Annotated in this window: 27 protein-coding genes, 1 tRNA gene and 1 pseudogene; 17 read left to right on the top strand and 12 right to left on the bottom strand. The window is 64.7% G+C overall.

The genetic code is table 11. From position 1 onward, the window contains the following. The first annotated feature begins 17 nt into the window (after positions 1–17). The 8 genes from NKI05_RS03650 (at position 18) to NKI05_RS03615 (ending at position 6644) form a co-directional block, all read left to right on the top strand. On the top strand, positions 18–1244 hold the full coding sequence (locus NKI05_RS03650; RefSeq protein WP_023815536.1) for a bifunctional cobalt-precorrin-7 (C(5))-methyltransferase/cobalt-precorrin-6B (C(15))-methyltransferase: 1227 nt from the start codon (positions 18–20) through the stop codon (positions 1242–1244). Then, on the top strand, positions 1241–1627 hold the full coding sequence (locus tag NKI05_RS03645; protein WP_023815537.1) for a cobalamin biosynthesis protein: 387 nt from the start codon (positions 1241–1243) through the stop codon (positions 1625–1627). The genes NKI05_RS03650 and NKI05_RS03645 overlap by 4 nt, the downstream gene beginning before the upstream one ends. Then, a complete protein-coding gene (gene cobM, locus NKI05_RS03640) occupies positions 1624–2388 on the top strand; it encodes a precorrin-4 C(11)-methyltransferase (protein ID WP_352792181.1) in 765 nt (254 codons plus the stop codon). The genes NKI05_RS03645 and cobM overlap by 4 nt, the downstream gene beginning before the upstream one ends. Beyond that, positions 2385–3191: a uroporphyrinogen-III C-methyltransferase gene (gene cobA / locus NKI05_RS03635; RefSeq protein WP_023700386.1), complete on the top strand. Its 807-nt coding sequence runs from the start codon at positions 2385–2387 to the stop codon at positions 3189–3191. Before cobM ends, cobA begins: the two co-directional genes overlap by 4 nt. Further along, positions 3188–4501, top strand: coding sequence for a cobyrinic acid a,c-diamide synthase CobB (locus NKI05_RS03630; protein WP_023670839.1), 1314 nt, complete (start codon positions 3188–3190; stop codon positions 4499–4501). Before cobA ends, NKI05_RS03630 begins: the two co-directional genes overlap by 4 nt. Then, positions 4498–5265 (top strand): adenosylcobinamide-GDP ribazoletransferase, encoded by a 768-nt coding sequence (gene cobS, locus NKI05_RS03625; protein ID WP_352792180.1) that lies wholly within the window; start codon positions 4498–4500, stop codon positions 5263–5265. Before NKI05_RS03630 ends, cobS begins: the two co-directional genes overlap by 4 nt. Positions 5266–5289: 24 nt before the next feature. Further along, the gene (gene cobT / locus NKI05_RS03620) at positions 5290–6300 is read left to right on the top strand and encodes a nicotinate-nucleotide--dimethylbenzimidazole phosphoribosyltransferase (RefSeq protein WP_023727705.1); all 1011 of its coding nucleotides are present in this window, start codon (positions 5290–5292) and stop codon (positions 6298–6300) included. 74 nt (positions 6301–6374) lie between these two features. After that, positions 6375–6644 carry a hypothetical protein gene (locus NKI05_RS03615; protein ID WP_023690936.1) on the top strand — a complete coding sequence of 90 codons (270 nt, stop codon included), beginning with the start codon at positions 6375–6377 and terminating at the stop codon, positions 6642–6644. 196 nt (positions 6645–6840) lie between these two features. Here NKI05_RS03615 and NKI05_RS03610 read toward each other — a convergent pair. Together NKI05_RS03610 and NKI05_RS03605 are read right to left on the bottom strand one after the other, a co-directional pair. Further along, positions 6841–6916: transfer RNA gene (locus NKI05_RS03610), tRNA-Lys, on the bottom strand. A 346-nt stretch (positions 6917–7262) separates the two neighbouring features. Then, positions 7263–8171, bottom strand: a complete 909-nt coding sequence (locus tag NKI05_RS03605; protein WP_023815538.1) for a PhzF family phenazine biosynthesis protein — start codon at positions 8169–8171, stop codon at positions 7263–7265. A gap of 113 nt (positions 8172–8284) precedes the next feature. Between NKI05_RS03605 and NKI05_RS03600 the strand changes: the two genes are divergently transcribed. The 4 genes from NKI05_RS03600 (at position 8285) to NKI05_RS03585 (ending at position 11866) form a co-directional block, all read left to right on the top strand. Continuing rightward, positions 8285–9571, top strand: coding sequence for an efflux RND transporter periplasmic adaptor subunit (locus tag NKI05_RS03600; protein WP_023815539.1), 1287 nt, complete (start codon positions 8285–8287; stop codon positions 9569–9571). 4 nt (positions 9572–9575) lie between these two features. Then, complete coding sequence (locus NKI05_RS03595) at positions 9576–10280, top strand: ABC transporter ATP-binding protein (protein ID WP_023685174.1); 705 nt, start codon at positions 9576–9578, stop codon at positions 10278–10280. After that, a complete protein-coding gene (locus tag NKI05_RS03590) occupies positions 10277–11494 on the top strand; it encodes an ABC transporter permease (RefSeq protein WP_023685173.1) in 1218 nt (405 codons plus the stop codon). Before NKI05_RS03595 ends, NKI05_RS03590 begins: the two co-directional genes overlap by 4 nt. 129 nt (positions 11495–11623) lie before the next feature. Then, positions 11624–11866, top strand: coding sequence for a hypothetical protein (locus tag NKI05_RS03585; RefSeq protein ID WP_023690325.1), 243 nt, complete (start codon positions 11624–11626; stop codon positions 11864–11866). Here the strand turns inward: NKI05_RS03585 and NKI05_RS03580 are convergent. Together NKI05_RS03580 and NKI05_RS03575 are read right to left on the bottom strand one after the other, a co-directional pair. Further along, positions 11863–12582 carry an NUDIX hydrolase gene (locus NKI05_RS03580; protein WP_023668380.1) on the bottom strand — a complete coding sequence of 240 codons (720 nt, stop codon included), beginning with the start codon at positions 12580–12582 and terminating at the stop codon, positions 11863–11865. The two genes, NKI05_RS03585 and NKI05_RS03580, sit on opposite strands and share 4 nt — an antisense overlap. A gap of 5 nt (positions 12583–12587) precedes the next feature. Next, positions 12588–13700, bottom strand: coding sequence for an endonuclease/exonuclease/phosphatase family protein (locus NKI05_RS03575; RefSeq protein WP_352792179.1), 1113 nt, complete (start codon positions 13698–13700; stop codon positions 12588–12590). Positions 13701–13857: 157 nt separating this feature from the next. Here NKI05_RS03575 and NKI05_RS03570 point away from each other — a divergent pair, with 157 nt between their 5' ends. Beyond that, positions 13858–14451 carry a BA14K family protein gene (locus NKI05_RS03570; RefSeq protein WP_352792178.1) on the top strand — a complete coding sequence of 198 codons (594 nt, stop codon included), beginning with the start codon at positions 13858–13860 and terminating at the stop codon, positions 14449–14451. Positions 14452–14617: 166 nt separating this feature from the next. Next, positions 14618–14902, top strand: a complete 285-nt coding sequence (locus NKI05_RS03565; RefSeq protein WP_023685169.1) for a PilZ domain-containing protein — start codon at positions 14618–14620, stop codon at positions 14900–14902. Between the two features lie 81 nt (positions 14903–14983). On the opposite strand, the gene ilvC is transcribed toward NKI05_RS03565, so the two are convergent. The 3 genes from ilvC to NKI05_RS03550 all read right to left on the bottom strand — a co-directional run bounded on the left by ilvC (position 14984) and on the right by NKI05_RS03550 (position 17294). Then, a complete protein-coding gene (gene ilvC / locus NKI05_RS03560; RefSeq protein ID WP_013531065.1) occupies positions 14984–16003 on the bottom strand; it encodes a ketol-acid reductoisomerase in 1020 nt (339 codons plus the stop codon). Positions 16004–16026: 23 nt separating this feature from the next. Next, on the bottom strand, positions 16027–16692 hold the full coding sequence (locus NKI05_RS03555) for a TetR/AcrR family transcriptional regulator (RefSeq protein WP_081726780.1): 666 nt from the start codon (positions 16690–16692) through the stop codon (positions 16027–16029). Positions 16693–16835: 143 nt separating this feature from the next. After that, complete coding sequence (locus tag NKI05_RS03550) at positions 16836–17294, bottom strand: MarR family winged helix-turn-helix transcriptional regulator (RefSeq protein ID WP_023668376.1); 459 nt, start codon at positions 17292–17294, stop codon at positions 16836–16838. Between the two features lie 95 nt (positions 17295–17389). On the opposite strand from NKI05_RS03550, the gene NKI05_RS03545 reads away from it, so the two are divergent. Together NKI05_RS03545 and NKI05_RS03540 are read left to right on the top strand one after the other, a co-directional pair. Next, on the top strand, positions 17390–17695 hold the full coding sequence (locus tag NKI05_RS03545) for a Rieske (2Fe-2S) protein (protein WP_023668375.1): 306 nt from the start codon (positions 17390–17392) through the stop codon (positions 17693–17695). A gap of 1 nt (position 17696) precedes the next feature. Continuing rightward, a complete protein-coding gene (locus NKI05_RS03540) occupies positions 17697–18437 on the top strand; it encodes a glutathione S-transferase family protein (protein ID WP_023815540.1) in 741 nt (246 codons plus the stop codon). Here NKI05_RS03540 and NKI05_RS03535 read toward each other — a convergent pair. Both NKI05_RS03535 and NKI05_RS03530 read right to left on the bottom strand, forming a co-directional pair. Continuing rightward, positions 18400–19635, bottom strand: a pseudogene (locus NKI05_RS03535) (FAD-dependent oxidoreductase); the annotation flags it as partial. The gene NKI05_RS03540 and the pseudogene NKI05_RS03535 sit on opposite strands and share 38 nt — an antisense overlap. A 75-nt stretch (positions 19636–19710) precedes the next feature. Then, on the bottom strand, positions 19711–20118 hold the full coding sequence (locus tag NKI05_RS03530; protein WP_023690335.1) for a winged helix-turn-helix transcriptional regulator: 408 nt from the start codon (positions 20116–20118) through the stop codon (positions 19711–19713). Between the two features lie 138 nt (positions 20119–20256). Here NKI05_RS03530 and NKI05_RS03525 point away from each other — a divergent pair, with 138 nt between their 5' ends. After that, positions 20257–21147 (top strand): SDR family oxidoreductase, encoded by an 891-nt coding sequence (locus NKI05_RS03525; protein ID WP_023706160.1) that lies wholly within the window; start codon positions 20257–20259, stop codon positions 21145–21147. Between the two features lie 50 nt (positions 21148–21197). On the opposite strand, the gene NKI05_RS03520 is transcribed toward NKI05_RS03525, so the two are convergent. The 3 genes from NKI05_RS03520 to NKI05_RS03510 all read right to left on the bottom strand — a co-directional run. Beyond that, positions 21198–22238 carry an SDR family oxidoreductase gene (locus tag NKI05_RS03520; RefSeq protein ID WP_352668956.1) on the bottom strand — a complete coding sequence of 347 codons (1041 nt, stop codon included), beginning with the start codon at positions 22236–22238 and terminating at the stop codon, positions 21198–21200. Positions 22239–22273: 35 nt separating this feature from the next. Further along, positions 22274–24193 (bottom strand): potassium transporter Kup, encoded by a 1920-nt coding sequence (locus NKI05_RS03515; protein WP_023815543.1) that lies wholly within the window; start codon positions 24191–24193, stop codon positions 22274–22276. 141 nt (positions 24194–24334) lie between these two features. Then, positions 24335–24568 (bottom strand): KUP/HAK/KT family potassium transporter (locus NKI05_RS03510; RefSeq protein WP_032911610.1); only part of this gene is annotated, 234 nt, incomplete at its 5' end.

The raw sequence follows: 24568 nt of genomic DNA, 5'->3' as shown, positions 1-24568 counted from the left end.
ATGAGGGGCGGCGCGACATGTCAAAAAAACAGCCCACGCCAAAATGGCTTACAATCGTCGGCATCGGCGAGGACGGTTTAGCGAGTCTCGGCGACGAGGCCAAGCGGCAGATCGTTGACGCCGAGACCGTCTTCGGCGGCAAGCGGCATCTGGCGCTGGTGGCTTCGCTCATCAAGGGTGAGCAGCGCCCATGGCCGGTGCCATTCGATGCCGGCATGGCAGACGTGCTGGCGCTGGCCGGCCGGCGCGTCTGCGTGCTCGCCTCCGGTGATCCGTTCTTCCACGGGGTCGGCGCCACCCTTGCCCGCAAGGTCAAGCCTGAAGAGATGCATGTCATCCCCGCGCCATCGGCGATTTCGCTGGCTGCCGCCCGGCTCGGCTGGGCGTTGCAGGACATCGAGACGATCTCGCTGCATGGAAGGCCGCTCGACCTGATCCGGCCGCTGCTGCATCCCAGGGCGCGCATCCTGGCGCTGACATCGGACGGCGACGCACCAGCGACAATAGCGCGCCTGCTCGTAGAGCTCGACTTCGGCGGTTCGCGGCTGACCGTTCTGGAAGCGCTGGGCGGACCGAACGAGAAGCTTCGCTCGGCACGTGCCGACGCTTTCGATCTCAGAGACATCAATCCGCTCAACGTGCTGGCGCTTGAGCTTGAATCGACACAAGAGGCCCGCATCCTGCCGCTGACCGTTGGCCGCGCCGACCATCTGTTCGAGCACGACGGCCAGATCACCAAGCACGACATCCGCGCCATCACGCTTGCGGCGCTGGCGCCGAGGCGTGGCGAATTGCTGTGGGACATCGGCGCCGGTTCCGGCTCCATCGGCATCGAATGGATGCTCGCTCACCCCTCGATGCGCGCCATCGCCATCGAGGCCAACAGCGACCGCGCCGCCCGCATCGTCCGCAACGCCGCGCATTGCGGCGTGCCCGGTCTTGTCGTGGTGGAAGGGTCGGCGCCCAAGGCACTGGCCGGGCTGGACACGCCGGATGCGATCTTCATCGGCGGAGGTGGCAGCGACGCCGGCGTACTGAACGCCGCCATCAAGGCGCTGCCATCCCGTGGCCGTCTCGTTGCCAATGCGGTGACGCTGGAGATGGAGGCGCTGCTTCTCGCGGAGCACATCAAGCGCGGCGGCGACCTTACCCGCATCACCATTTCCCGCGCTTCTCCTGTCGGTTCGATGCAGGCCTGGCGCCCGGCCATGCCGGTCACCCAGTGGAGCTGGGTGAAGCCATGATGGTGGCGGGCATCGGCAGCCGGAAGGGCGTGAGCGTCGAAGACGTGCTCGCGGCGATCGAAACCGCCCTCGAAGCGCACGGGCTGGCGATAACGGCGCTGTCGGCCTTGGCGACCGCCGCGCTCAAGAAAGACGAAGAAGCGATCTCTGCCGCTGGCCGCACGCTCAACCTTCCCGTCATCATCGTTGATGACGCAGCACTTCAGGCCGTCTCGTCGGAGGCACTCAGCAAATCCGATCTCTCGCAGGATCTCGCCGGCACACCCTCCGTCTCAGAAGCCTCCGCCCTTGCCGTTGCCGGCCCCGGTGCAAAGCTGCTTGGTCGACGCACCGTGCTCGGCCCGGTCACCTGCGCCATCGCCATCAGCGGAGACGCGCCATGACCGTGCATTTCATCGGCGCCGGTCCCGGCCCCGCCGACCTCATCACACTGCGCGGCGCCAAGCTGCTGGCAAGCTGCCCGGTCTGTCTGCATGCCGGCTCCATCGTCGCGCCGGAATTGCTGCAGCACTGCGCACCGGGGACCAAACTGATCGATACGGCGCCGATGTCACTCGACGAAATCGAGGTCGAATATGTGACAGCCCACCAGGCCGGCCACGATGTCGCCCGCCTGCATTCCGGCGACCTCTCGGTGTGGAGCGCCGTGGCCGAGCAGATCCGCCGGCTGGAAAAACACGGCATTCCTTACACGCTGACGCCGGGCGTTCCCTCTTTCGCCGCCGCAGCCGCAGCCCTTCGCCGCGAACTGACCATTCCCGAGGTGGCGCAAAGCCTGGTGCTGACCCGCGTCTCCGGCCGCGCCTCGAAAATGCCGCCGGGCGAAACGCTGGCCGGCTTCGGCCGCACCGGCGCCACACTGGCCATTCATCTCGCCATCCACGCCATCGATCGCATCGTCGCCGAATTGTCGCCGCATTATGGCGGCGATTGCCCGGTGGCGATCGTCTTTCGCGCTTCATGGCCGGACGAGCGCGTGCTGACCGGCACGCTAGCGACCATCGAGGCACTGCTCGCCGCCGACCCGATGGAGCGCACGGCGATCATCTTCGTCGGCCGCTCGCTGGCAGCGGAAGGTTTTGGCGAGAGTTCATTGTACGACGCCCACTATCAGCGGCGTTTCCGGGGACGGGACGGATTGTGAGCGGTAAAAGCGAAAACACCACGCTCGAACAGGCCCTTGCCCGGCTGAACTTCAAGCCGCGCCGGCTTGAGCCGGGCCATGTCTGGCTGGCCGGCGCCGGTCCCGGCGATCCCGGCTGCCTGACGCTGGAAGTGCTGGCGGCATTGGCCGAGGCCGACGCTGTGGTCTATGACGCGCTGGTCTCCTCTGACGTTGTCGCCGTTGCGGACAATGCCCAGCTGTTCTTTGCGGGAAAACGCGGCGGCAAACCGTCCATGAGGCAGGACGATATCACCGCTTTGCTGGTGCGGCTGGCACGCGAGGGCCGCCGCGTCGTCCGGCTGAAGGGCGGCGATCCCTATATTTTCGGCCGCGGCGGCGAAGAGGCGCTGGCGCTGGCGCGCGAAAAAATCCCGTTCCGCGTCATGCCCGGCCTGACATCGGGGCTGAGCGCGCTGGCCGCCACCGGCATTCCCGCAACCATGCGCGGCATCAACAAGGCGATCATCCTGGCGACAGGTCATGCCGCCGGCACAGATGACGATCTCGACTGGGGCGCGATCGCCCGCACCGGCCAGCCGGTGGTCATCTATATGGGCATGGCCAATCTGCCTGTTATCGCCGCGTCGCTGCTCGAAGGCGGGCTGGCGCCGTCGACGCCGGCGGCTGTCATCGTTTCGGCGACGACACCGCAGGAGCGGACCGTCGTCGCGACACTCGCCACCATTTCCGAAGCGGCCGCCGCGGCGGAATTGGCCTCGCCGGCCCTCATTGTCGTCGGCGGCATCGTCGCCATGCGCGCAGCACTGGCGGGTAACGCATGACCCGCGCCATCATCATCGGCGCGCCGCGTTCCGGCTCCGGCAAGACCAGCGTCACCATCGGCATTTTGCGCGCGCTCGCCCGGCGCGGCATCAAGGTGCGCGGCGCCAAGTCCGGCCCCGACTATATCGATCCGGGTTTTCATACCGCCGCAACTGGCCTGTCCGGCGTCAACCTGGACAGCTGGGCGATGTCGCCTGACCTGCTCAACGCGTTGGCCGGCAATGCCACCGAGGATGCCGATTTTATCTTCCTCGAAAGCGCGATGGGCCTATTCGACGGCATCCCGGCCGGACAAGGCCGCACCGGCTCGGCCGCCGATCTGGCGCGGCTCTACCACCTGCCGGTGCTTTTGGTGCTCGACGTCTCGGGACAGTCGACGACGGCGGCCGCCGTCGCCAAGGGTTTTGCCACCTACGACCCGGATGTGCGCATGGCCGGAATCGTGCTCAACCGTCTCGGCAGCGAGCGCCACCGCAAGCTGTGCAGCGAGGCGATCGAAACGCTCGGCCTGCCGGTCGTCGGCGCCATCCTGCGCGATCCCACGCTCAATTTGCCGGAGCGCCATCTCGGCCTCGTCCAGGCCGGCGAATATGCCGACCTGATGACGCATCTCGACCGCCTCGCCGACATGGTCGAGAAATCCCTCGACCTTGACGCCATCATGGCGCTGGCCGCGCCGTTTTCGCCGGCATCAGGCAGTTTCGAACATGCCTTGCAGCCGCCCGGCCAACGAATCGCGCTCGCCGAAGACGCCGCCTTCACCTTCCTCTATCCGCACGTCGCCGCCCACTGGCGTCAGGCCGGCGCCGAGATCGTGCCGTTCTCGCCGCTAGCCGACGAAGCACCGGTGCAGAATTGCGATGTCTGCTGGCTGCCCGGCGGCTATCCCGAGCTCCACTCCGGCAGCCTCGCGGCGGCGACCAATTTCCGAGCTGGCATGGCCAGGTTTGCCGAGACCAAGCCGATCCATGGCGAGTGCGGCGGCTTCATGGTGCTGGGCGAAGCGCTGGAGGACGCGGCCGGCGAGACGCACGCCATGCTTGGCCTGCTCGGCCATTCCACCAGCTTTGCCAAGCGCAAGATGAACCTCGGCTACCGCGAGGCACGCCTGCGCGTCGCCTGTCCGCTGGGGCCGCAAGGCGCGCTGATCCGTGGCCATGAATTCCACTATGCGCAGATGATTGCGACCGGCAATGACGAGCCGCTGGCCGACCTAGCCGATGGCCAGGGCAATCCACTCGGCGCCTCCGGCTACCGGCGCGGCCATGTCAGCGGCACCTTCTTTCATGCCATTGCGAGGAGTGCATGACCGCCGTGCCCTCGCCCCGGCAAGCGCTCGAGGACGTCGCGCTTTGCCTCGTCTTCTTCACCCGGCTGCCGCTGCCGGTCTTCGACTTTCGTGGCCGCAGCCTGGCCGATGCGATCTGGGCGGCGCCTGTCGCCGGCCTCGCCATCGCTGTGGTTGGTGCTGTCGTCTACGCAGCGGGCGTACAGCTCGGCCTTGCCCCCGGCCCGGCAGCAGCCCTTGCGCTTGCAGCAACCCTGCTCGCCACGGGCTGCCTGCATGAGGACGGGCTGTCGGATGTCGCCGACGGTTTTGGCGGCGGCAAGACGCGCGATAAAAAACTGGAGATCATGCGCGACAGCCGCATCGGCGCCTATGGCGCAGCAGCTCTTGGCCTGTCGATGCTCATCCGCTGGAGCGCGCTGTCGCAACTGGCCAATCCGACAAGCGTGCTCTTCGCGCTGATCGCCGCACACGCCGCATCGCGCGGCCTGCTCGGCGCGTTCATGCATCTGGCGCCGGCGGCGCGCAGTGACGGCCTGTCTGCCGGCGCCGGGACCGTCTCGGCCCAGACAGCTGTTCTCGGCGCCGTGCTCGGCGCCATCCCCCTTCTGACGCTGGCGCTCGGCGGCGCCTGTGCCGCACTGATCCTGCTCGCTCTCGTGTTCAGCGCCTTGCGCGCGCTCTCCCTCAACCAGATCGGCGGCCACACCGGTGACACGATCGGCGCCCTGCAGCAGCTGGGCGAGATCACTGTCCTGCTCGTCGCTTCCGTTTCCCTGTCCTGATTCTTCCCCGGAGATTCCTTCCCCATGCCATTCAAATCATTCGACGAACTGCGCGCCGCCTGTCTCGATCTGCCTGCCGGCAGCGATACCGCCGCCAACGCCGTCGCCCGCCGCCAAGACACGCTGACCAAGCCGCAAGGCAGCCTGGGCCGGCTGGAAACTCTCGCCGCCTGGCTGGCGCGCTGGCAGGGTCGCGACATGCCGAAACTCGACCGCGTCAAAGTCTTCGTGTTCGCCGGCAACCACGGTGTGACGGCGCAAGGCGTGTCGGCCTTCCCGTCGGAAGTGACGGTGCAGATGGTGGCGAATTTCGCCGGCGGCGGCGCCGCCATCAACCAGCTTGCCCGCATCGCCGGCGCGGAACTCGACGTCATCCCGCTCGATCTCGATCATCCGACCGGCGACTTCACTGACGTGCCGGCAATGGACGAAAAAACCTTCCTCGCCGCCGTCTCGGCAGGCTACGACGCGGTGACGAACGACCTCGACCTCGTCTGTTTCGGCGAGATGGGCATCGGCAACACCACGCCGGCGGCCGCCATCTCGACCGCCCTGTTCGGCGGCGGCGCTGAAAAATGGACCGGGCGCGGCACCGGCGTCGACGATGCCGGGCTGAAGCGCAAGGTCACCGCCATTGAATCCGGCCTCAAGCGCCATGCCGACGCGCTGTCCGACCCGCTGAAGATCGCCGCCGCCCTTGGCGGCCGCGAACTCGCCGCCATCTTCGGCGCCACGCTCGCCGCCCGCCGCAAGAACGTCCCGGTGCTGCTCGACGGCTTCGTCTGCACGGCCGCCGCAGCACCCCTGGCGCGGCTGCACCCCAACGGCCTTGCCCACACCATCGCCGCCCATGTCTCGGCCGAATCCGGCCACCGCCGCCTGCTCGAAGCGCTCGGCCTGCCGCCGCTGCTCGACCTCGGCATGCGGCTCGGCGAAGGCTCCGGCGCCTGCCTCGCCGTCAACATCGTCCGCTCGGCACTGGAATGCCATGCGAGGATGGCGAGTTTTGCCGAGGCTGGCGTGTCGGAGAAGTAAACCAGAGCGGTTTAGGGGACCGCCTTGGTAAGAAGCATCTTTTATTCCTGAAAACTCTTCAGTAGAGTTGGAGGATGATGAAGCTCCGTCCGCTTGCTGCTGCTATAGCTATCGCCGCGGTTCTTGCCGGTGTGTATCGGCGTAGCGGATACACAACCTATGGACCGCTCGACACCGCTATCCTCGTTGTCTTTCTGGTATTCTTCTGGTGGCTGATCAGCGACTTCTCAAGAAGAAAAGCCCGCGTCGATGCTGATGGACGTCAGAGCACGGATGGCGGGATCGCTTTTCGGTTCGGCAGATTTCTGCGTCGGGTTTTTCGACGTAGCAATCGCGGCCTTTGACACGGCAAATTGTAGGCCGAAATGACATTGCGCCGTGGAACCGGTCGCCTCGTTTCTGGGCGCGGCTCAGAGGATCACCGGAATAGCAAGTCTACACCGGCATGCCCTCGGCAGGCTCGCGCCACCACCGACGCATGCCGAAGACGCGTTAAAGCGTCTCTGATACCAAGGTCTTCCACCAACTTTTCTAGAAATTTGGTGGGTGCGCACAGGATTGAACTGTGGACCCGCTGATTAAGAGTCAGCTGCTCTACCAACTGAGCTACGCACCCACTCGGCCGGCAAAAACCGGCGTTGGCGGGCATATAGCCGCCGATACCGGTCCTGTCCAGCCCTGCCGGAATCATTTCCCGACAAATCGCTCCGGGCTTCGGTTTCGAGTGTTGCAGCGAAGCAAAAACCAGAGTCGTCGGCGGGACAGCGCCCCCCTCTGCCCTGCCGGGCATCTCCCCCACTTGGGGGGAGATTGGCAGCCTTGCCGTTTCGCCTGTCTTTCGGCGTTGGAGATTGGCGAAAGCCAATGCGACATCCGATCTCCCCCCTCGTGGGGGAGATGTCCGGCAGGACAGAGGGGGGCGTGAAGGATCGCCGACAGCGACGATCTCAGCCACGGGCCACTCAAACGAACAGCTTGCCTTCCGCCACCTTGATGGCATGGCCGCCGATGCGCGCGGAGGCCAGTTTTCCGCCTTCGACAGTGAGTTCGAGGCGGATGCGCGAAGGGCGGCCCATCTCCAGCCCCTGCTCGATCCACAGCTGCGAAATGCCGTCGGTCGGGCCATCGAACTGCATGATGGCGCCGGCAAAGGCCGCCGCCGCCGACCCGGTCGCCGGGTCCTCATAGGAGGGAGTACCCGGCACGATCATGCGGACATGGAAGGCGCTGTCATGGTTCACCGTCTGGCGGCAATAGACGTACGGGCTGGCGAAGGCCCATTCGCTCTTGCGCGGCGCCAGTTCCGACCAGGCCTGGTTGTCGAGCTTGATCCGGCCGGCAGCCTCCAGATTGGCGACCGGAATGGTGACGTAAGGCACGCCTGCCGACCAGAACGACACCAGGTGATTCTCGAAGCCGATCTCGTGCGGCGCCAGCCCGAGGGCGGCGCCGATCGCCTCCGGGTCGGCATCGAGCTTCAGCGGCTCCGGCAGCTTCGCCAGGTCGAACTCGGCAAAGGTGGCGCCATCGTGCCGGCTGACGGCGCAGCGCACCGGGCCGATATTCTCCTCCAGCACGAAGATGCCGGCTTCGCCCTCGCCTGTCAGTTCGGCCAGCGCGATCGCGGCGCCAACTGTCGGATGTCCGGCGAACGGCATCTCATAGTCGGGCGTGAAAATGCGGATGCGGTTGCGATGTTTTGGATTGTCCGGCGGCAGCACGAAGACCGATTCGGACAGGTTGAACTCGCGCGCAATGGCCTGCATGGCGGCTGTATCCAGCCCTTGGCTGTCGAGCACGACAGCCAGCGGATTGCCGGCCAGCCGCTCCGTCGTAAACACATCGTAGAGCAAGTAATTGCGGGTCTGCATCTTGAAAAACCTTCCGCCTCAATCCGAACATGGCCGAAATTTAATTTGATATTCGAACCACCAAGCCTGATCTGTGCACATATAGGGACATTACGCTTTCATAGGGGTCCGGCGTGGACCAGCTTGTCAATCTGCCAAAGACGGAATCGGATTCCGCCATCGAGGCGGCGCTTGGGCTTGACCAGAGTGGTGTGCGCAAGACGCGCCGTCGTGGCTGGCTTTACGCGCTGCTGGCGCTGATCGCCGTTGCCGGCGGCCTCGCCGGCTACCAATGGTATGCCGGCTCCCCGGCCAAGATCGACTACACCACAACGCCGGCCACCATTGCCAACCTCACCGTCGCGGTATCGGCGACCGGCACGCTGCAGCCCCTCACCCAGGTCGACATTTCAAGCGAACTGTCCGGCATCATCCGCTCGGTGTCGGCCGAAGAGAACCAGCAGGTCAAGAAGGGCGATGTGCTGGCGACGCTCGACACGGTGAAACTTGAGGTCCAGATCGAACGCGCCGAAGCCTCGGCCAAGGCCGCTGCCGCCAATGTCGAGGACGCCACGGTAACCCTGAAGGAGAACGAAAGCGCCCTCACCCGCGCGGCCGAACTGACCAGGCGTGGCATGGCGACCGATCAGTCGCTCGAGGCGGCGACTGCCACGCGCGACCGCTCCAAGGCGGCGCTCGATAGTGCGCAGGCCAATCTCGCCATCGCCCAGGCCGATCTCAAGGCGCAGCAGACCGACCTTGCCAAGAGCACCATCTATGCGCCGATTGACGGCATCGTCTTGACGCGTTCCGTCGACCCCGGCCAGACGGTCGCCTCCTCGCTGCAGGCGCCGGTTCTGTTCATCATCGCCGCCGATTTGAGGAACATGGAATTGGTGGCGGCGGTCGACGAGGCCGATATCGGCGCGGTCAAACCAGGCCAGCATGCACGCTTCACCGTCGATGCCTTTCCGGAGCGGCCGTTCGACGCCGAGATCCGCGACATCTCCTACGCCTCGGTCACCACCGACGGCGTCGTCACCTACAATGCACGGTTGGAAGTCGACAATAACGAGCTTTTGCTGCGGCCCGGCATGACCGCCACGGTTTCGGTCGTCACCAGGCAGGCCAAGAGCGTGCTCACCGTGCCGTCCACCGCTTTCCGCTACCGCCCGGCGCAGCAGGCCGCGCGCGCGTGGAGCCTCAGCGATCTGTTCACCGGCCGCATGGGCCGTGGCGGCAACCGCCGCCAGCCGGTGAAGGCGCCCACCGACGGCTCACGCACGCTCTATTTGCTGGAGAACGGCCGGCCGCACCCGGTCAACGTCAAGATCGGCTCCACCGACGGCGAACTGACCGAGATCACCTCCGGGCTGGATGAAGGTGCAGAGGTTATCACGACCTCGCAGCTGCGGAGCTGACGCCATGGCCGCGGGCCTCATCGGTTTCGACACGGTCTGGAAGAGCTATGGCCAGGGCGAAGCCAAGGTCCATGCGCTGGCCGGCGTCGACCTCGCCATCCAGCGTGGCGAATTCGTCGCCATCATGGGCCCGTCCGGTTCGGGCAAATCGACCGCGATGAACATCATCGGTTGCCTCGACACGCCGACGGCCGGAACCTACTCCTTCATGGGCATCGACGCCGGGCGGCTCGACCGCAACCGCCGGGCGCTTCTGCGCAATCTCTATATCGGCTTCGTCTTCCAGGGTTACAATCTGTTGCCGCGCACCACGGCGGCGGAAAATGTCGAGCTGCCGCTGATCTATCGCGGCGCGCCGGCCCGCGAGCGCCGCGATCTTGCCATGCAGGCGCTGGCGGAGGTCGGCCTGGTCGGGCGCGAACATCACACGCCGGCCGAACTCTCCGGTGGTCAGCAACAGCGCGTGGCGATCGCGCGCGCCATCGTCACCAGGCCGACGCTGCTCGTCGCCGACGAGCCGACCGGCAATCTCGACACCGCCCGCACGCATGAGATCATGGAGTTGTTGACGCGGCTGAACCGGGAGCTCGGCTTGACCATCGCCATGGTCACCCACGAGGCCGATGTCGCCGATTATGCCGAGCGCACCATCCGCTTCCTCGACGGCCACGTCGCGTCCGACACGGCCAAGTCGGAGTTGGCGTCATGATCTGGGAAACCGTCCGCCTCTCTCTGCGCTCCATCCGCCGCAATGTGCTGCGCTCGTTCCTGACGCTGCTCGGCATCGTCATCGGTGTCGCCGCCGTCATCGCCATGCTGACCATCGGTTCGGGCACCACGGCCAAGGTCAAGTCGGACATCGCCAAGCTCGGCTCGAACCTGCTCGTCGTCCGTTCCGGCCGCCCGGCAGGCACCGGCGGACCAGGCGGGCTCGACCAGGCGGTACGGCCTCTGGCCGACAAGGATGTAGCCGCCCTCGTAGCCCACCTGACCGGAGCGCGCGCCATTGCGCCGGCGTCGCAGAAACAAGTCCGCGTCATTTTCGGCACCGAGAGCCTGACCTCGGGCGTCACCGGCACCGACAGCGCCTATCTCGACGCCCGCGACTGGAAGCTGGTGTCGGGCCGCCCGTTCTCGGATTCGGAAACACGCTCCGGCACCGGCGTCTGCCTGATCGGCGAAACGGTGCGCCAGCAATTCTTCGGCGCCGGCGAACCCGAGGGCGAGATCATCCGCGTCAACCGCACCTCGTGCAAGATCATCGGCCTGCTCGAACCCAAGGGCTATACCGGCTTCGGCCAGGACCAGGACAATGTCGTCTTGATGCCGCTTGCCGCCTATCAGCGCCGCATCGCCGGCAACCGCGACATCGACAACATCTACGTCGCCGCCGACGACCGCACCCCGACCACCGAATTGCAGCCGCGAGTCGAGGACATTTTGCGCGACACCCGCCGCATCACGCCGGACCGCGAAGACGATTTCTCGATCCGCGACATGACCCAGATCGCCGACGCCATGGCCAGCGCCACCACCACCATGACCGGCATGCTGGGCGCCGTCGCGGGCGTCAGCCTGCTGGTCGGCGGCATCGGGATCATGAACATTATGCTGGTCTCGGTCACTGAGCGCACCCGCGAGATCGGCATCAGGCTCGCCATCGGCGCGCATGAAAAGCACATCCTCATCCAGTTCCTGGTCGAGGCGACGGTGCTGTCGCTGCTCGGCGGCATTATCGGCATCCTGATCGGCTTGGCGCTGGCCGGCCTCGCCTCGGCAACGCTGGCCATACCGTTTGCGCCGAGCCCGGCGGTCATCCTGCTCGCCGTCGGTTTTTCGGCGCTGATCGGCATGGTGTTCGGCTTCTTCCCGGCGCTGCGCGGCGCCAGGCTCGACCCGATCGACGCGCTGCGCCACGAATAAGCGCCAGATCAGCTCCACCGCAACCAACCGCTATCCACAAGGATGGGTGCTTGTCGACATCGGCAATACTTGTTGTCGTCCGGTCTGCGATGCTAATTTTAGAGCAAAGCATCTGGTCAAGGAGTGGCAATGAGCAAGAAGGCGCGGCTGATTCTGACGATGGTGATCATCGAAGGCGCCCTTGCGGGACTTTGGTGGTATCTCGCCCGCTACGGCATGGCCAATCCCGATCGTGTCACCGCCGATTTTCAGGCAGTCGTCGGCCAGACGATGGGCATGGTCATGGGTGGATTGCTGGGCATCGGCGTTATCCTGTTCCTCGTCGCCGCCCGCAACGACCGCAAGGCGGCGCAGAACAATCCGCGCCGTTAGCCCCCGCCACCGCCAAAATGCCACTCGACCAGCGGCTTCATATGCGGTGCCAGCCCTTCCGGCAGGTCGGCGGCGTGGCGGATGATCACCGGCCCCTCGATCTCCGGCTCGGTCTCGGTCGCGACGAAGGCGCCGATGCGCCGCGCAATCTCGTCGGCCGGCGCATCGACGTGGTAGCGGCGGAAGAGGACCGTGCCGGTCGAAGTCGACAGCGCATGGTAGCGCTTGCCGCGCGCAGCGCCTGTCAGGTCAAGCCCGGTCTCCTCGCGCACTTCACGGATCATGTTGAAATCGACATCGACGCGGCCATCGCGAAAATCGATCGGCTCGAACGAGCCGGCAGCGAAGTAGACACTGCCGGCCGGGACCGTGTGCGCGCCCATGCGGATCGCCACCAGGGCGTTGTCGCCGGCGACCAGCATGGCGTGGCCATAGGCATGCTCGGCGCCCGTCCCCTGCCGGTTCTTTCGCCACAGCAGGAAGGTCGAGTACTTCACCGCGTGACAACGCCCGACGATCCGGTTGTCGCGCCAGGCGAGCGCCGAGAGCAGCACCACCGTGCCGTCGAACAGCGCCGGATTGGCCGTGACCTCGCGCCGCCAGTTGTCAGTGATCGCCTGCGCGTTGTCGCGCTCGAACGGATGCGGGCCGGGGTCGAGCCGGACGTCGATTTCGTCGACGGGCAGGATGACGTTGCGCGGCAGGTCGAAGCTCACCGTGCTCAAGCCATGTCCAGGGTAATTGCGACGGGACAATGGTCCGACGCCTTCGGCCGGTCCCAGCCGGCGCGCGGAAAGCGCTCCACCGCCTGTCCCGCCGGAAAGATGGTGCGCCAGGGCTGGCCGTTGCGGATGATGTCGGGAACCGCCGTCGCATTCTTCGCCGCCAGCCCTTTCGACAGCAGGATGTAGTCGAGCTGGCACAGATGCCGCTCCTTCGGCCCGCGCGTGTGGTAGAAACTCCAGCGGTCCATCTCCGGCCGGCGTTCGACGACGTTTTCGCAAAAGCCGCCGGCGGTGAGCACATCGATACAGGACTGGCTCTCGTCGATCACCTGGAAGCGGTAGCCGTCGACGGCGTCGCCCTCGATCTTCACCCGCTGGCGGTAGTCGTTCATGTCGCCGCAGATCGCCCAGTTTTTATCGGCTGCGTGCTCTTTGCCGAAGCGCTCCTCGATGATGCGGCGCACGGCTTGCGCCTCGGCGATGCGCACCGGCATCGTCGCCTCGCGTCCGTCGAGCCCGTTGCGCGGCGAGCCCATCGATGTGAAATGGACGAGGTAAAGCGTCAGCGGCACGCCGCCGACCTTGATGTCGACCTCCAGGCAATCGCGCCGGAAGATGCGTTCGTTGGCCAGGTTGCCGAGCGCCTCGAGTTCAGGCGTGTGCAGCCCGAACTGCTCGAACGTGACATAGGCATGGCTGGTCATGCGCACGAATTCGATCGGCTGACCTTGCGCGGTCTCGTTGCGCATCATCACGGCAACGTCGATGCCGCGCGAATCATTGCCGGCGGTGGTGTATTTCTGCCGGTAACCCTCGCCCACCATCTTGAAGAGATAGCCATACTCGAACGCCTTCAGTGCCTCGATGTTGTCAACCTCCTGCATGCAGATGATGTCCGCGCGGGTGGCGGCGATGGCGAGCGCGGTCAACTGGCGCGTATCGTCGGATTGCGCGATGGCGCGCGCCTGCTCCAGCATCCGGTATTCGGCTTCGCTCTGGATGTCGAAAAGCGCCAGCGTGCGGTCTTCGTTGAGCTGGTTGCGGAAGCCCGAGTAATCGAACCTGTTCATCAGGTTTTCGACATTGAAAGTGGCGAGGCGCAGCGACATGGACTGACCTTTGCCCGCAAGCGCCAATGAAAACAAGGGCTGCTCGTCATGGCTGATGGAACCTTTCTGTTCATCCTCCGTTCAGACGCCAAGGTCCATCAATAGGCCACTTCCCTGGGGTATCCGGGCGTGGGGCCTGTATCACTTGGAGAGTGCAATGAGCTCGCTCTTTTCGTCCACAGTCAAATCCGGGCTGTTAGCGCTCGGTCTTTTCTCGGGTCTCACGGCGCCATCCGCCGCGGGCCCGATCCTGCAGCCGGACTTGTCGGTGCCGGCAAGCACCGCAATGTCTGACATCACACCGGTTCGCGACAGCTGGGCGGGCGGCAATGACCGCCGCTCCTTCAACGATTGGCAGTGGCGCCGCCACGACAGCCGTCGCTTTGCCGGGTCAGGCAACTGGAACAACGGCAATTGGAATGGCGGCAACTGGAACGGCGGCGACAACTGGCGCTGGCGCCATCACCGCCACCATCGCGGCCGTGATTTTGACACCGGCGCCGCAGCAGTTCTCGGCCTCGGCCTGGGTCTCGGCCTCGGCAGCATCTACAACAACGGCTACTACAACAACGGCTATTACAATGACGGCTACTACGTGCAGCCGGCGCCCCGCCGCTATTACCGCACGCAGCGTCTGTCCAGCGCCCATGTCCAGTGGTGCTACGACCGCTATCGGTCCTACCGGGCCTGGGACAACACGTTCCAGCCCTATGGTGGCCCGCGCCAGCAATGCTGGTCGCCCTACAGCTGACCTATAAACGACAATAAACGACGGCGCCGCCCCATCGCGGCGCCGTTTTCATTGGGAAAGACGGCTGGTCTCGGTCACCGCTAACCATATGTTTATCGGCTCAGCCTATCCGTGATATCGTGCCCCATCTGACGATCGCGCCGATCCGGTCGCGAAGGACGCCGTCATGGCCGACAACGAATTGCGAAACAAACACCGGCAGCGCGTGCTGAAGGGCGCGACGATTCTGACCGGCCTCACCAATTCCGAGGTCAAGTGCACGGTCCGCAACATGCATGCCGGCGGCGCCGAACTGAAAGTCTCGATAGACGCGCGCGTGCCGGACGAGTTCCTGCTCTATGTGCCTGTCGACGGCATCGGCTACAAGGCCATCGTGCGCTGGCGCCGCGACGACCGCATCGGCGTCGAGTTCACCGGCACCGAGCCGAAGCCGCATTGGCACTATGGCTGAGCGTCCTGATCGATAAACCGGCATGAAAGAGCCGGCGGATCGCTCCGCCGGCTCTTTGCTCCCAATCCTGACGACTGCGGGTTAGTTCTTGGCCTTGTCGACCAGCTTGTTCTTGGAAATCCAGGGCATCATGGCGCGCAGCTTGGCGCCGACTTCCTCGATCTGGTGGCTGTCATTGTTGCGGCGGATGCCCTTGAAGCGCGACATGCCGGCGCGGTATTCCTGCATCCACTCCGAGGTGAATTTTCCGGTCTGGATGTCTTTCAGCACGCGCTTCATCTCGGCCTTGGTCTCGGCGGTAATGATGCGCGGGCCAGAGACATATTCGCCCCATTCGGCGGTGTTCGAGATCGAGTAGTTCATGTTGGCGATGCCGCCTTCATAGATCAGGTCGACGATCAGCTTGACCTCGTGCAGGCACTCGAAATAGGCCATTTCGGGTGCGTAGCCGGCCTCAACCAGCGTCTCGAAGCCGGCGCGGATCAGCTCGACCAGGCCGCCGCAGAGCACGACCTGCTCGCCGAACAGATCGGTCTCGCATTCCTCGCGGAAATTGGTCTCGATGATGCCCGAACGGCCGCCGCCGACACCGCAGGCGTAGGACAGAGCGAGATCGAGCGCATTGCCGGAAGCATCCTGGTTGACGGCGACCAGGCACGGCACGCCGCCGCCCTTCTGGTATTCGCCGCGCACCGTGTGGCCGGGGCCTTTCGGCGCGATCATGACGACATCGACGGTCGACTTCGGCTCGATGAGGCCGAAATGCACGTTGAGGCCGTGCGCGAAGGCAATCGCGGCGCCGTCACGAATGTTTGGCGCGATTTCGTTTTTGTAGATGTCGGCCTGCAATTCGTCAGGCGTCGCCATCATCATCAAATCGGCCCATTTGGCAGCGTCCGCCACGCTCATCACTTTCAGGCCATCAGCCTCGACCTTCTTGGCGGTCGCCGATCCCGCCTTGAGGCCGATGGCGATTTCCTTGGCGCCGGAATCCTTGAGGTTGAGCGCGTGCGCCCGGCCTTGGCTGCCATAGCCGATAATGGCGACCTTCTTGCCCTTGATCAGATTGAGATCGGCGTCGCGATCGTAATAGACACGCATCTTTTGCTTCCTTCCCGTAGAGATTAGAGGCCTTGCGGCCCGGTTTTTGCTCCATAAAGAGCGAGAAACTGCTGCGTCGCCCGGGCGGCATCGCCGCCGATCGCCGCTTCAGTCAATTCCAGCCTGTCGCCGAGCAGCAGACGGATCTGCACGTCGCGGGCGACCAGCCCGAAAAAGGTCCGGAACGCCATTTCGGCGTCCGTAAAGTCGAGCAGTCCGGCCTGCTTGCCGGCAAGCAGCACCGGCTTCAGCCGTCTGGCCAGCGCGAAACGGCCATTCTCCAGCACGATGGCGCCGAGATCGTCCTTTCCGGATCCGGCATGGCCGACCGCGACGCGGTTCAGCGCGATCGAGGTATCGCTCGAAATCACCTTTAGCCAGTCCGAGGCGAAGCCTTCCAGGCTTGCCGTCATCGAGGCAAGATCGAGCCGCTCACCGTCGACCGGCACCACGCGCACTTTCGATGCCTGCCACTGCACGGTCGCCGTCAGCAATCCGTCGCGGTCGCCGAACCATTTGTAGAGCGTTTCCTTCGAGCAGCTGGCGCGCCGCGCCACCGCCGTCATGGTCAGATTGTCGCCCTCCTCGACCAGCAGCCGCAAAGCCGCGTCCAGGACGGCCGTTTGCCGCTCTGTCAGCACTTCGCTGGTATCGATCTCGGCACTCGCCTGCAACAATTTCCTGCCCATTCGATGAGGTCGCCGGGTCGCCTCAAACGGCGTACCGTACGTTACGGTTCGGCATATTGCGCAATCCTGTGCTCGACGCAAGGGGTTAGGTAGAAAAATCGTCGACGTGAGAGCCGCCGGGCAAACCACGAGATTCTGACGGATCAATCATCGGCGGGCGGATGGCGCAGCTCTCCAAGCAGGCTCGCCAGTATCTTCAGCTCCTCGGCGGAGAGTTTTGCGCCGACCAATTCCGCTATAGACCGTCCATAGACAGCCCACATCCGTCGCCGCGTCTGACGGCCCTTGGCCGAGATGCGGATGGTCTGGCCGCGGCCGTCATCGGCAGCCCTGAGCTTCTCGACCAGTCCGTCTGCCTCGAGGCGCGCCAGAAGCCGCGAGATGTTATACTGCGCAAACAGTGTGCGCTCGGTCAGCTGGAATGGCCGCAGCCCGCCCTCGCCCGCCTCGGCGAGTTCATGCAGCACGTCATACCAGTCGAGCGGCGGCAAGCCGCTGGTCTTCAAAGCCTCTTCCGCCTTTTCGATGAGCTGGCGCGAAACCCGCATCAGGCGGGCCCAGGCCTTGACGGCTTCGGGCGAAGGCGTGGTTGTTTTGGTCATGACCCACCCTAGGCGGTAGATGCAGTTGCATCAAGCTTGACGGTCAATGCACTTGCATCTATATGCATGCAACTGCATCGATCCGGGAAAGATCCATGAAACACGAAATTTGCAAAGTCGCCGACGTCCCACAGACGGGCAGCCTGATCGCACCGTTCTTCGGCCGCGAGGTCCATGTCTGGCGCAGCGGCGAGCGTGTCCGTGCCGCGGCCAATGTCTGCCTGCATTTCGGCGGGCCGCTCGACTGCAAGGACGGCAAGCTGGTCTGCCAATGGCACGGTGCCGCCTTCGATATGGAAAGCGGCGATCGGCTTGAAGGTCCGGCGCCAAAAGCGTCGCGACTGATGTTCCTGTCGACGCGCGTCGAGGACGGCGCGTTGAACTATGTCTGGGGAGAGTGACATGCCTGAGAAGAATGAAATGACTGGCAAGCTCATTCTCGTCAGCCATCATCTGTGCCCCTATGTCCAGCGCGCCGCGATCTCGCTGACTGAGAAGGGCGTGCCGTTCGAACGCGTCACCATCGACCTCGCCGACAAGCCGGACTGGTTCAAGCCGATTTCGCCGCTGGGCAAGGTGCCGCTGCTGATCGTCCACGCAAATGGCGAGGAGACGGTGATCTTCGAATCCGCCGTCATTCTCGAATTCCTCGAGGAGACGCAAGCCAATCCTCTGCATCCGGCCGACGCCTACGCCCGTGCCCGGCATCGCGCCTGGATCGAGTTCGGCTCGGCGACATTGAACACCATCGGCCGGTTCTACACGGCTTCGACGGAGGCCGCCTTCCTGGCAGAGTCCACGGCACTTTCGGCCATGTTCGATCGTCTGGAGGACGAACTGGCCGACCAGGCCGGACCGTGGTTCAATGGCGAGTGCTTTTGCCTCGTCGATGCCGTCTACGGCCCGGTCTTCCGCTATCTCGACGCCTTCGACCGGATCGGCAATTTCGGCATTCTGGACGGCAAGCCATTGGTCCAGGCCTGGCGCAAGGCGTTGAGCGAACGCGCCTCGATCAAGGGTGCCGTGGCGCCGGACTATCCGCAGCGGCTGCGTCTATTCCTGCGTGCGAGAAATTCGCTTCTCTCGAGCCTGATCCCGCCGGATGATCTGGCCAGTGCACCTCCTCTAGCCCGATCCGCCTGAACGGATCGATCAGCGTGCCGGCCACCATCGAGGCAAGCACGCTTGGCACTGGCGGGATTTTGGCGATGGTTGCCACCAGCCTGTCGCGGAAGAAGGGCAGCATCGTGCCGTCCGACTGGTAGAACGGCGTCAACGCCAGCGACAGCAGTTGGAAGATCCGGACGTGCCATCGCCGCGCCCGGGCGTAGCTTTCCAGCGCTGCCTCGACGTTGCCCGTCTGTGCCAAGGCATGGCTGAGCGCTGCCGCGTCGAGCAGCGCCATGTTGGCGCCTTGCCCGAGCTGCGGGCTGGTCGAATGCGCGGCGTCGCCGATCACCGCCAGCCGGCGGCCGGTCGGCAGCTTCATCGTGTGATGGCCGTAGCGCGCCAGCGACAGCTGGTCGAAGCTGTCGATCTGGCTGGTGAACGCCTCGCACTGTGGCCACAGCGAGACCAGTCTCGCCTTCCAGGCGTCGAGCCCTGCCGCGCGCACGTTTTCGGCATCCGCCGGCTTCAGGCTCCAGAAGAACGCCGCCATCTTTTCCCCGCCCGGTTCCGGTCGGCCGATCGGCAGGACGCCGATCATCACGCTGGCCTTGTCGTAGCGCTGCAGCAGCGCATTTTCGTCGAAGCCTTGGCGCCAGCCGAGCGAGGCCCAGAACGCGCCGTAAGTGAGCTGCCGCGGCTGGGCCGGATCGTTGAGGCACCGGCGCAGCTTCGAACGCGAGCCGCTGGCGTCGACCACGAGGTCGAACGGCCCTGCCCTGCGGCCCCCCACCGTTCGGCTCTTGTCGAAGATCAGGATCGCCCGCTCACCGACGTCCAGCGTCTCGATCTCGACACCGGTTTCGATGGCGATGCCTTGGCGCTGCGCGGCGCGAAACAACATGTTGAACAACGCCGCCCGGTGCACCGCCAGCCCGAAACGGCCGCCAGGCTGCGCATCGTAGCGCACGGCGAGCACGGTGCGGCCGCTCGAGGCATCGGCGCCATGCAGACGCTCGATGCGGCTCCCCAGCGCCAGAATGTCGTCGAGCAGGCCGAGATCGGCGAGCACGCTCACCCCGGTCGGCTGCAGGATCAGTCCGGAACCGACGGGCTTGGGTTCCTCGAAACGTTCGAAGATGGTGACGTTGTGGCCCGCGCGCTTGAGATAGAGCGCGGTGGCGAGCCCCGCCGGGCCGGCGCCCGCAATCGCGATGTCGAGAGATTTTTCCATTGCCCGCCCAACTACTGGCCGGACAATCCTTCAGCGCCATTGTCAAATCAAGCCTTTGCTGCATGGACCAAAATATCAGCCACCGGCGTCGAAGGCAGCGCGCGCCTTGCGCACCGCACCATGGTTGAGTTCGGCCCACAGGATCAATTGATGCAAGGCGCCGAACATCGAACGGCCGAGATCGGTCAGGCTGTATTCGACGCTTGGCGGCTTGGTCGGGAACACTTCGCGATGAACAAAGCCGTCGCGCTGCAGATCGTGGAGCGTCTGGGTGAGCATGCGCTGCGAGATGTCGGGCACCAGGCGCCGCAACTCGCCGAAACGATAGGGCTGCTCTGCGAGCGCCGCCATCAGCAGCGAACTCCATTTGCCGTTCACGCCCTGCATCACGTCGCGAACTGGGCAATCGGCAATGTTTGCGCCATCGCTGGTGGCTTTGAATATATTGAGCTTGGTTCTCAGATTGACGACCTTGCCGTCCATGGCTGCTGGTTCCCTGGCGGTGCCTACCTCCCTAAAAACTGCCTTCTTTACGGTGGCCGGTCAATTCTTATTTTAGTGCTGGTCTCTTTTTGAGACTGTCAGAAGCACCCGCCACCCGGCGCAATTTCAGGATCCCCCATGACCGCAACCCTTCTCGTCACCGGCGCTTCCGGCCAGCTTGGCCGCGGCGTCATCAACCACCTGCTGGACACATTAAAGATCCCCGCAAACCGCATCATCGCCACCACCCGTACACCCGCCAACCTTGCCGATCTGGCGGCGCGCGGCGTCGTCGTCAGAGCCGCTGACTTCAACGACCCGCAATCGCTTGCCGAGGCCTTCGCGGGAGCCGACCGGGCACTCGTCATCTCGACCAACGAACTTGAGGTACAGGGGAAGCGGCGCGAGCAGCAGCTTGCGGCGGTGACGGCGGCCAAACAGGCTGGCGTCGGCCACCTGCTGTACACCTCGATGCCCAACCCCGAGCCTGGTTCGCCGGTTGTTTTCGCGCCCGACCACTACGACACCGAACAGGCGATCAAGGCGAGCGGGATCCCCTACACGATATTCCGCAATGGCTGGTATAACGAGAACCTGTTCATGGCGTTGCCGCAGGTTCTGGCGTCGGGTCAGTGGTACACCTCCGCCGGCGACGGCGCCATTTCCTACGGCACGCGTGACGATTTCGCGGCGGCGATCGCAGCGGGGCTCGCCTCGGACAGCAGCGAAAGCGCGACTTACACGCTCACCGGCCCCAGTGCGTATACGGCTGCCGAAGTGGCGGCGTTGGTCACCGAGGTCACCAGCAAGCCGATCAAGGTCATCCAGCTTTCCGACGAAGCCCTGACCGAGGGAATGAAGTCGGCCGGCCTGCCTGAACCCTTCGCCAAGGTGCTGGTGTCGTTCGACGCTGCCGCACGCGCAGGTGACCTCGGCATGGTGACAGACGCGGTCGAAAAACTCTCCGGCCGAAAGTCGGTGCCGCTGAAGCAGTTTCTGGAGACGAACAAGGCTGCACTGGCCGGCTGAAAGCTGCCGTTGCGGGACGCCGAGCCCTTAAGGTTCGGCCTCCCGCACAATTACTTACGTCGCTTGACCAGTCCCAGCCGGATCAGGCTTTCGCCCGTGGCAATCAAAGCATCTTCGCGCGAGCGTGGCGCCCAGCCGAGCACGCGCACCGCCTTGGCGTTGGTGGCGTTCTTGATCTTGCCCAGTTCCGTTGCGAGTTGGGCCGCTTCCGGATTGAACAGCCCGATGATGCGCACCAGCCAATCGGGAAACTCCCGCGTCGAGACGCGCGACGCCGCCGGCCCGAGCCGCGTCTTCAGGGTCTGCGCGATCTCGCGGACCGTCATGAAATCGCCGGCGACAGCGAGGAACCGTTCGCCCTTGGCGGCGGGGTGGGTCATGGCGCGAACATGCAGATCCGCCACGTCGCGCGCGTCGACGACGCCGAAGGACAGGCGCGGCAGCCCAGGCACGGCGCCGTTCAGCATGCGCTGGACAAATTCGGTCGAGGTCGAATGGTCCGCGCCGAGCACCGGTCCAAAGATGCCAACGGGATTGACGACCGCAAGCTCCAGCGCGCCGCCCTGCTCGGCGATGAAATCCCAGGCCGCGCGCTCGGCGAGCGTCTTGGACTTCACATAGGCGCTGACCTTGCCTGCCGGATCGGTCCAGTTTTCCTCGTTGAAAGGCTGCCCATCCGCGCGCATTTTGCCATAGCCGACGGCCGCGAAGGATGAGGTGAGCACGACGCGCCTGACCCCGGTATCCCGCGCCGCCCGCAGCACGCGCAACGCGCCCTCGCGCGCCGGAAGGATCAGGTCATCCTCATGCGTGGGCACGCCGGGCGGAAAAGGCGATGCGACATGCAGCACGTAATCGCAGCCGGCCACCGCCGCCGGCCAGCCTGCGTCGGCCATCAGATCGGCATGGGCGAATGAAAGGGCGTCACCGGGCTCCGTGCCACCTGCCTTGAGCATGGCGAGCACATCGGCTTCGCGCCTGGCCGATCGCACGGAGGTGCGGACGCGGTAGCCGGCCTTCAACAGTTCGAGGATGCAGTGAGCGCCGAGGAAGCCGGACCCGCCGGTGACCAGCACCAATTCGCCGCTCATATTAGCCTCCTCGACGATTTATCCGTTCGAGACCCTCAGATCGCCACCTGCGTGCCGATCTCGACCACACGTCCGGTCGGGATCTGGAAATACTCCGTCGCATCGGCCGCCGAGCGGGCGAGCCCGATGAACAGCTTGTCCTGCCACACCGGCATGCCGGAATTGGGCGATGCCTTGAGCGAGCGCCGCGACAGGAAGAACGAAGTCGTCATGATGTCGAACTTCCAGCCCTGCTTGCGGCAGATCGCCAGCGCGCGCGGAATGTTGGGCTGCTCCATATAGCCGAAGGTCAGCGTCACCCGCATGAACAACTCGTTGACTGTCTCCATCTTGACCCGCTCGCTGTCGGGCACCAGCGGCTGCGGTGCGGTGACCACCGACAGAATGACGTTCTGCTCGTGCAGCACCTTGTAGTGCTTCAGGCTGTGCATCAGCGCTGTCGGCGCGCTTTGCGGATCGCTGGTCAGGAACACGGCGGTGCCGGACACCAGCTGCGGCTTCTTCTTCAACAGATTGCCGGCGAGGAAATCGAGCGGGATTTCGTTGCGCCGGGTCTTGTCGAACAGATAGCGGCTGCCGCGCACCCAGGTCCACATCGCCAGAACGATGGTGAAGGCCACCGCAAGCGACGCCCAGCCGCCCTCGAACACCTTCACGATGTTGGAGGCGAAGAAGCCGATGTCGATGAAGCCGAACACCGCCGTCATGGCGACCGCCACCCACAGCCGCCATTTCCAGATGCGCGTCATGACGACGAACAGCAGCACCGTCGTCACCAGCATGTTGCCGGTCACCGAGATGCCATAGGCGGAGGCCAGCTTGCTCGATTCGCCGAAACCGACGACCAGCAACATCACCGCCAACGCCAGCAAAACATTGACGCGGGGCATGTAGATCTGGCCCGACTGCCGTTCCGACGTGTGCAGGATTTCGAGGCGCGGCAGCATATTGAGCTGCACCGCCTGCCGGGTCAGCGAGAAGGCGCCGGAGATGACCGCCTGGCTGGCGATAACCGTCGCCGCGGTTGCCAATACCACCATCGGGATCAGCGTCCAGCCTTCGTTCATCTCGAAGAATGGATGGCCGACGTGACCGTTCTTCGCCAGCACGAAAGCGCCCTGCCCGGCATAGTTTAGCAGTAGGCAGGGAAACACGATGGCCAGCCAGGCGAGCACGATGGGCTTGCGGCCGAAATGGCCGAGATCGGCATAAAGCGCTTCGGCGCCGGTGACGGCGAGGAAGATGGCGCCGATGGTGACGAAGGCGACATCGGGCGAATTGATCAGGAAGGCGACGATGTAGTGCGGGCTGACCGCCCACAGGATTTCGGGATCGGCGATGATGTGGTTCAAGCCCGAAAGACCGATAGCCAGGAACCAGACCGCCGTGATCGGGCCAAAGATCAGCGCCACACCGCCGGTCCCGAAGCGCTGCACCGAAAACAGGATCGCCAGGATGACCAGCGTCAGCGGCACGACGTAGGGCTGGAAGGTCGGGGTAACGACATTCATGCCTTCAACCGCCGAAAGCACCGAGATTGCCGGCGTGATGACGGCGTCACCGAAGAACAATGACGCGCCGACAACACCGATGGCCAGGATGATCGCCGAGCGGGTCGGGAAACTGCCGCGCGCCAGCGCCATCAGCGACAGCACGCCGCCCTCGCCTCGGTTGTCGGCTCTGAGCACGAACATGATGTATTTGATGGTGACGATAATCGTCAACGACCAGATGATCAGCGACAGCACGCCCAGAATATCGCCGCGCTCGGCGATTTCGCCGCCGGAGGACGCAACAAGCGCTTCCCGGAAGGCGTAGATCGGGCTGGTGCCGATGTCGCCATAGACCACACCGAGCGCGCCCAGCATCAGAACTTTGGTGCTGTGCTGTTCGATTTCGGGATGGCTCGATTGTTCGACGGGTTCTGCCTCAATACCAGCATTGGTAAGGGCCATGGACGACACTCCGATAAGCGCGCGGTGCTCTACGCTTGCTGCGATGCAATATCAAGTGCCGTGACGGTAGGGCTACCATGTTCCCAGCGCAGGGCTTGCCCCGCAATGACCGGTGCGTGGCGTCAAAGGCTGCCGGAAACCTCAGATCGCCACCTGCGTGCCGATCTCGACCACACGTCCGGTCGGGATCTGGAAATACTCCGTCGCATCGGCCGCCGAGCGGGCGAGCCCGATGAACAGCTTGTCCTGCCACACCGGCATGCCGGAATTGGGCGATGCTTTGAGCGAGCGCCGCGACAGGAAGAACGACGTCGTCATGATGTCGAACTTCCAGCCCTGCTTGCGGCAGATCGCCAGCGCGCGCGGAATGTTGGG

Origin of the sequence: Mesorhizobium sp. M0771 (assembly GCF_040320155.1) — a bacterium.
Classification (GTDB): Bacteria; Pseudomonadota; Alphaproteobacteria; order Rhizobiales; family Rhizobiaceae; genus Mesorhizobium.
Note: the sequence above shows the minus strand (reverse complement) of the source record. Positions and strands in the feature narration are given on the sequence as shown.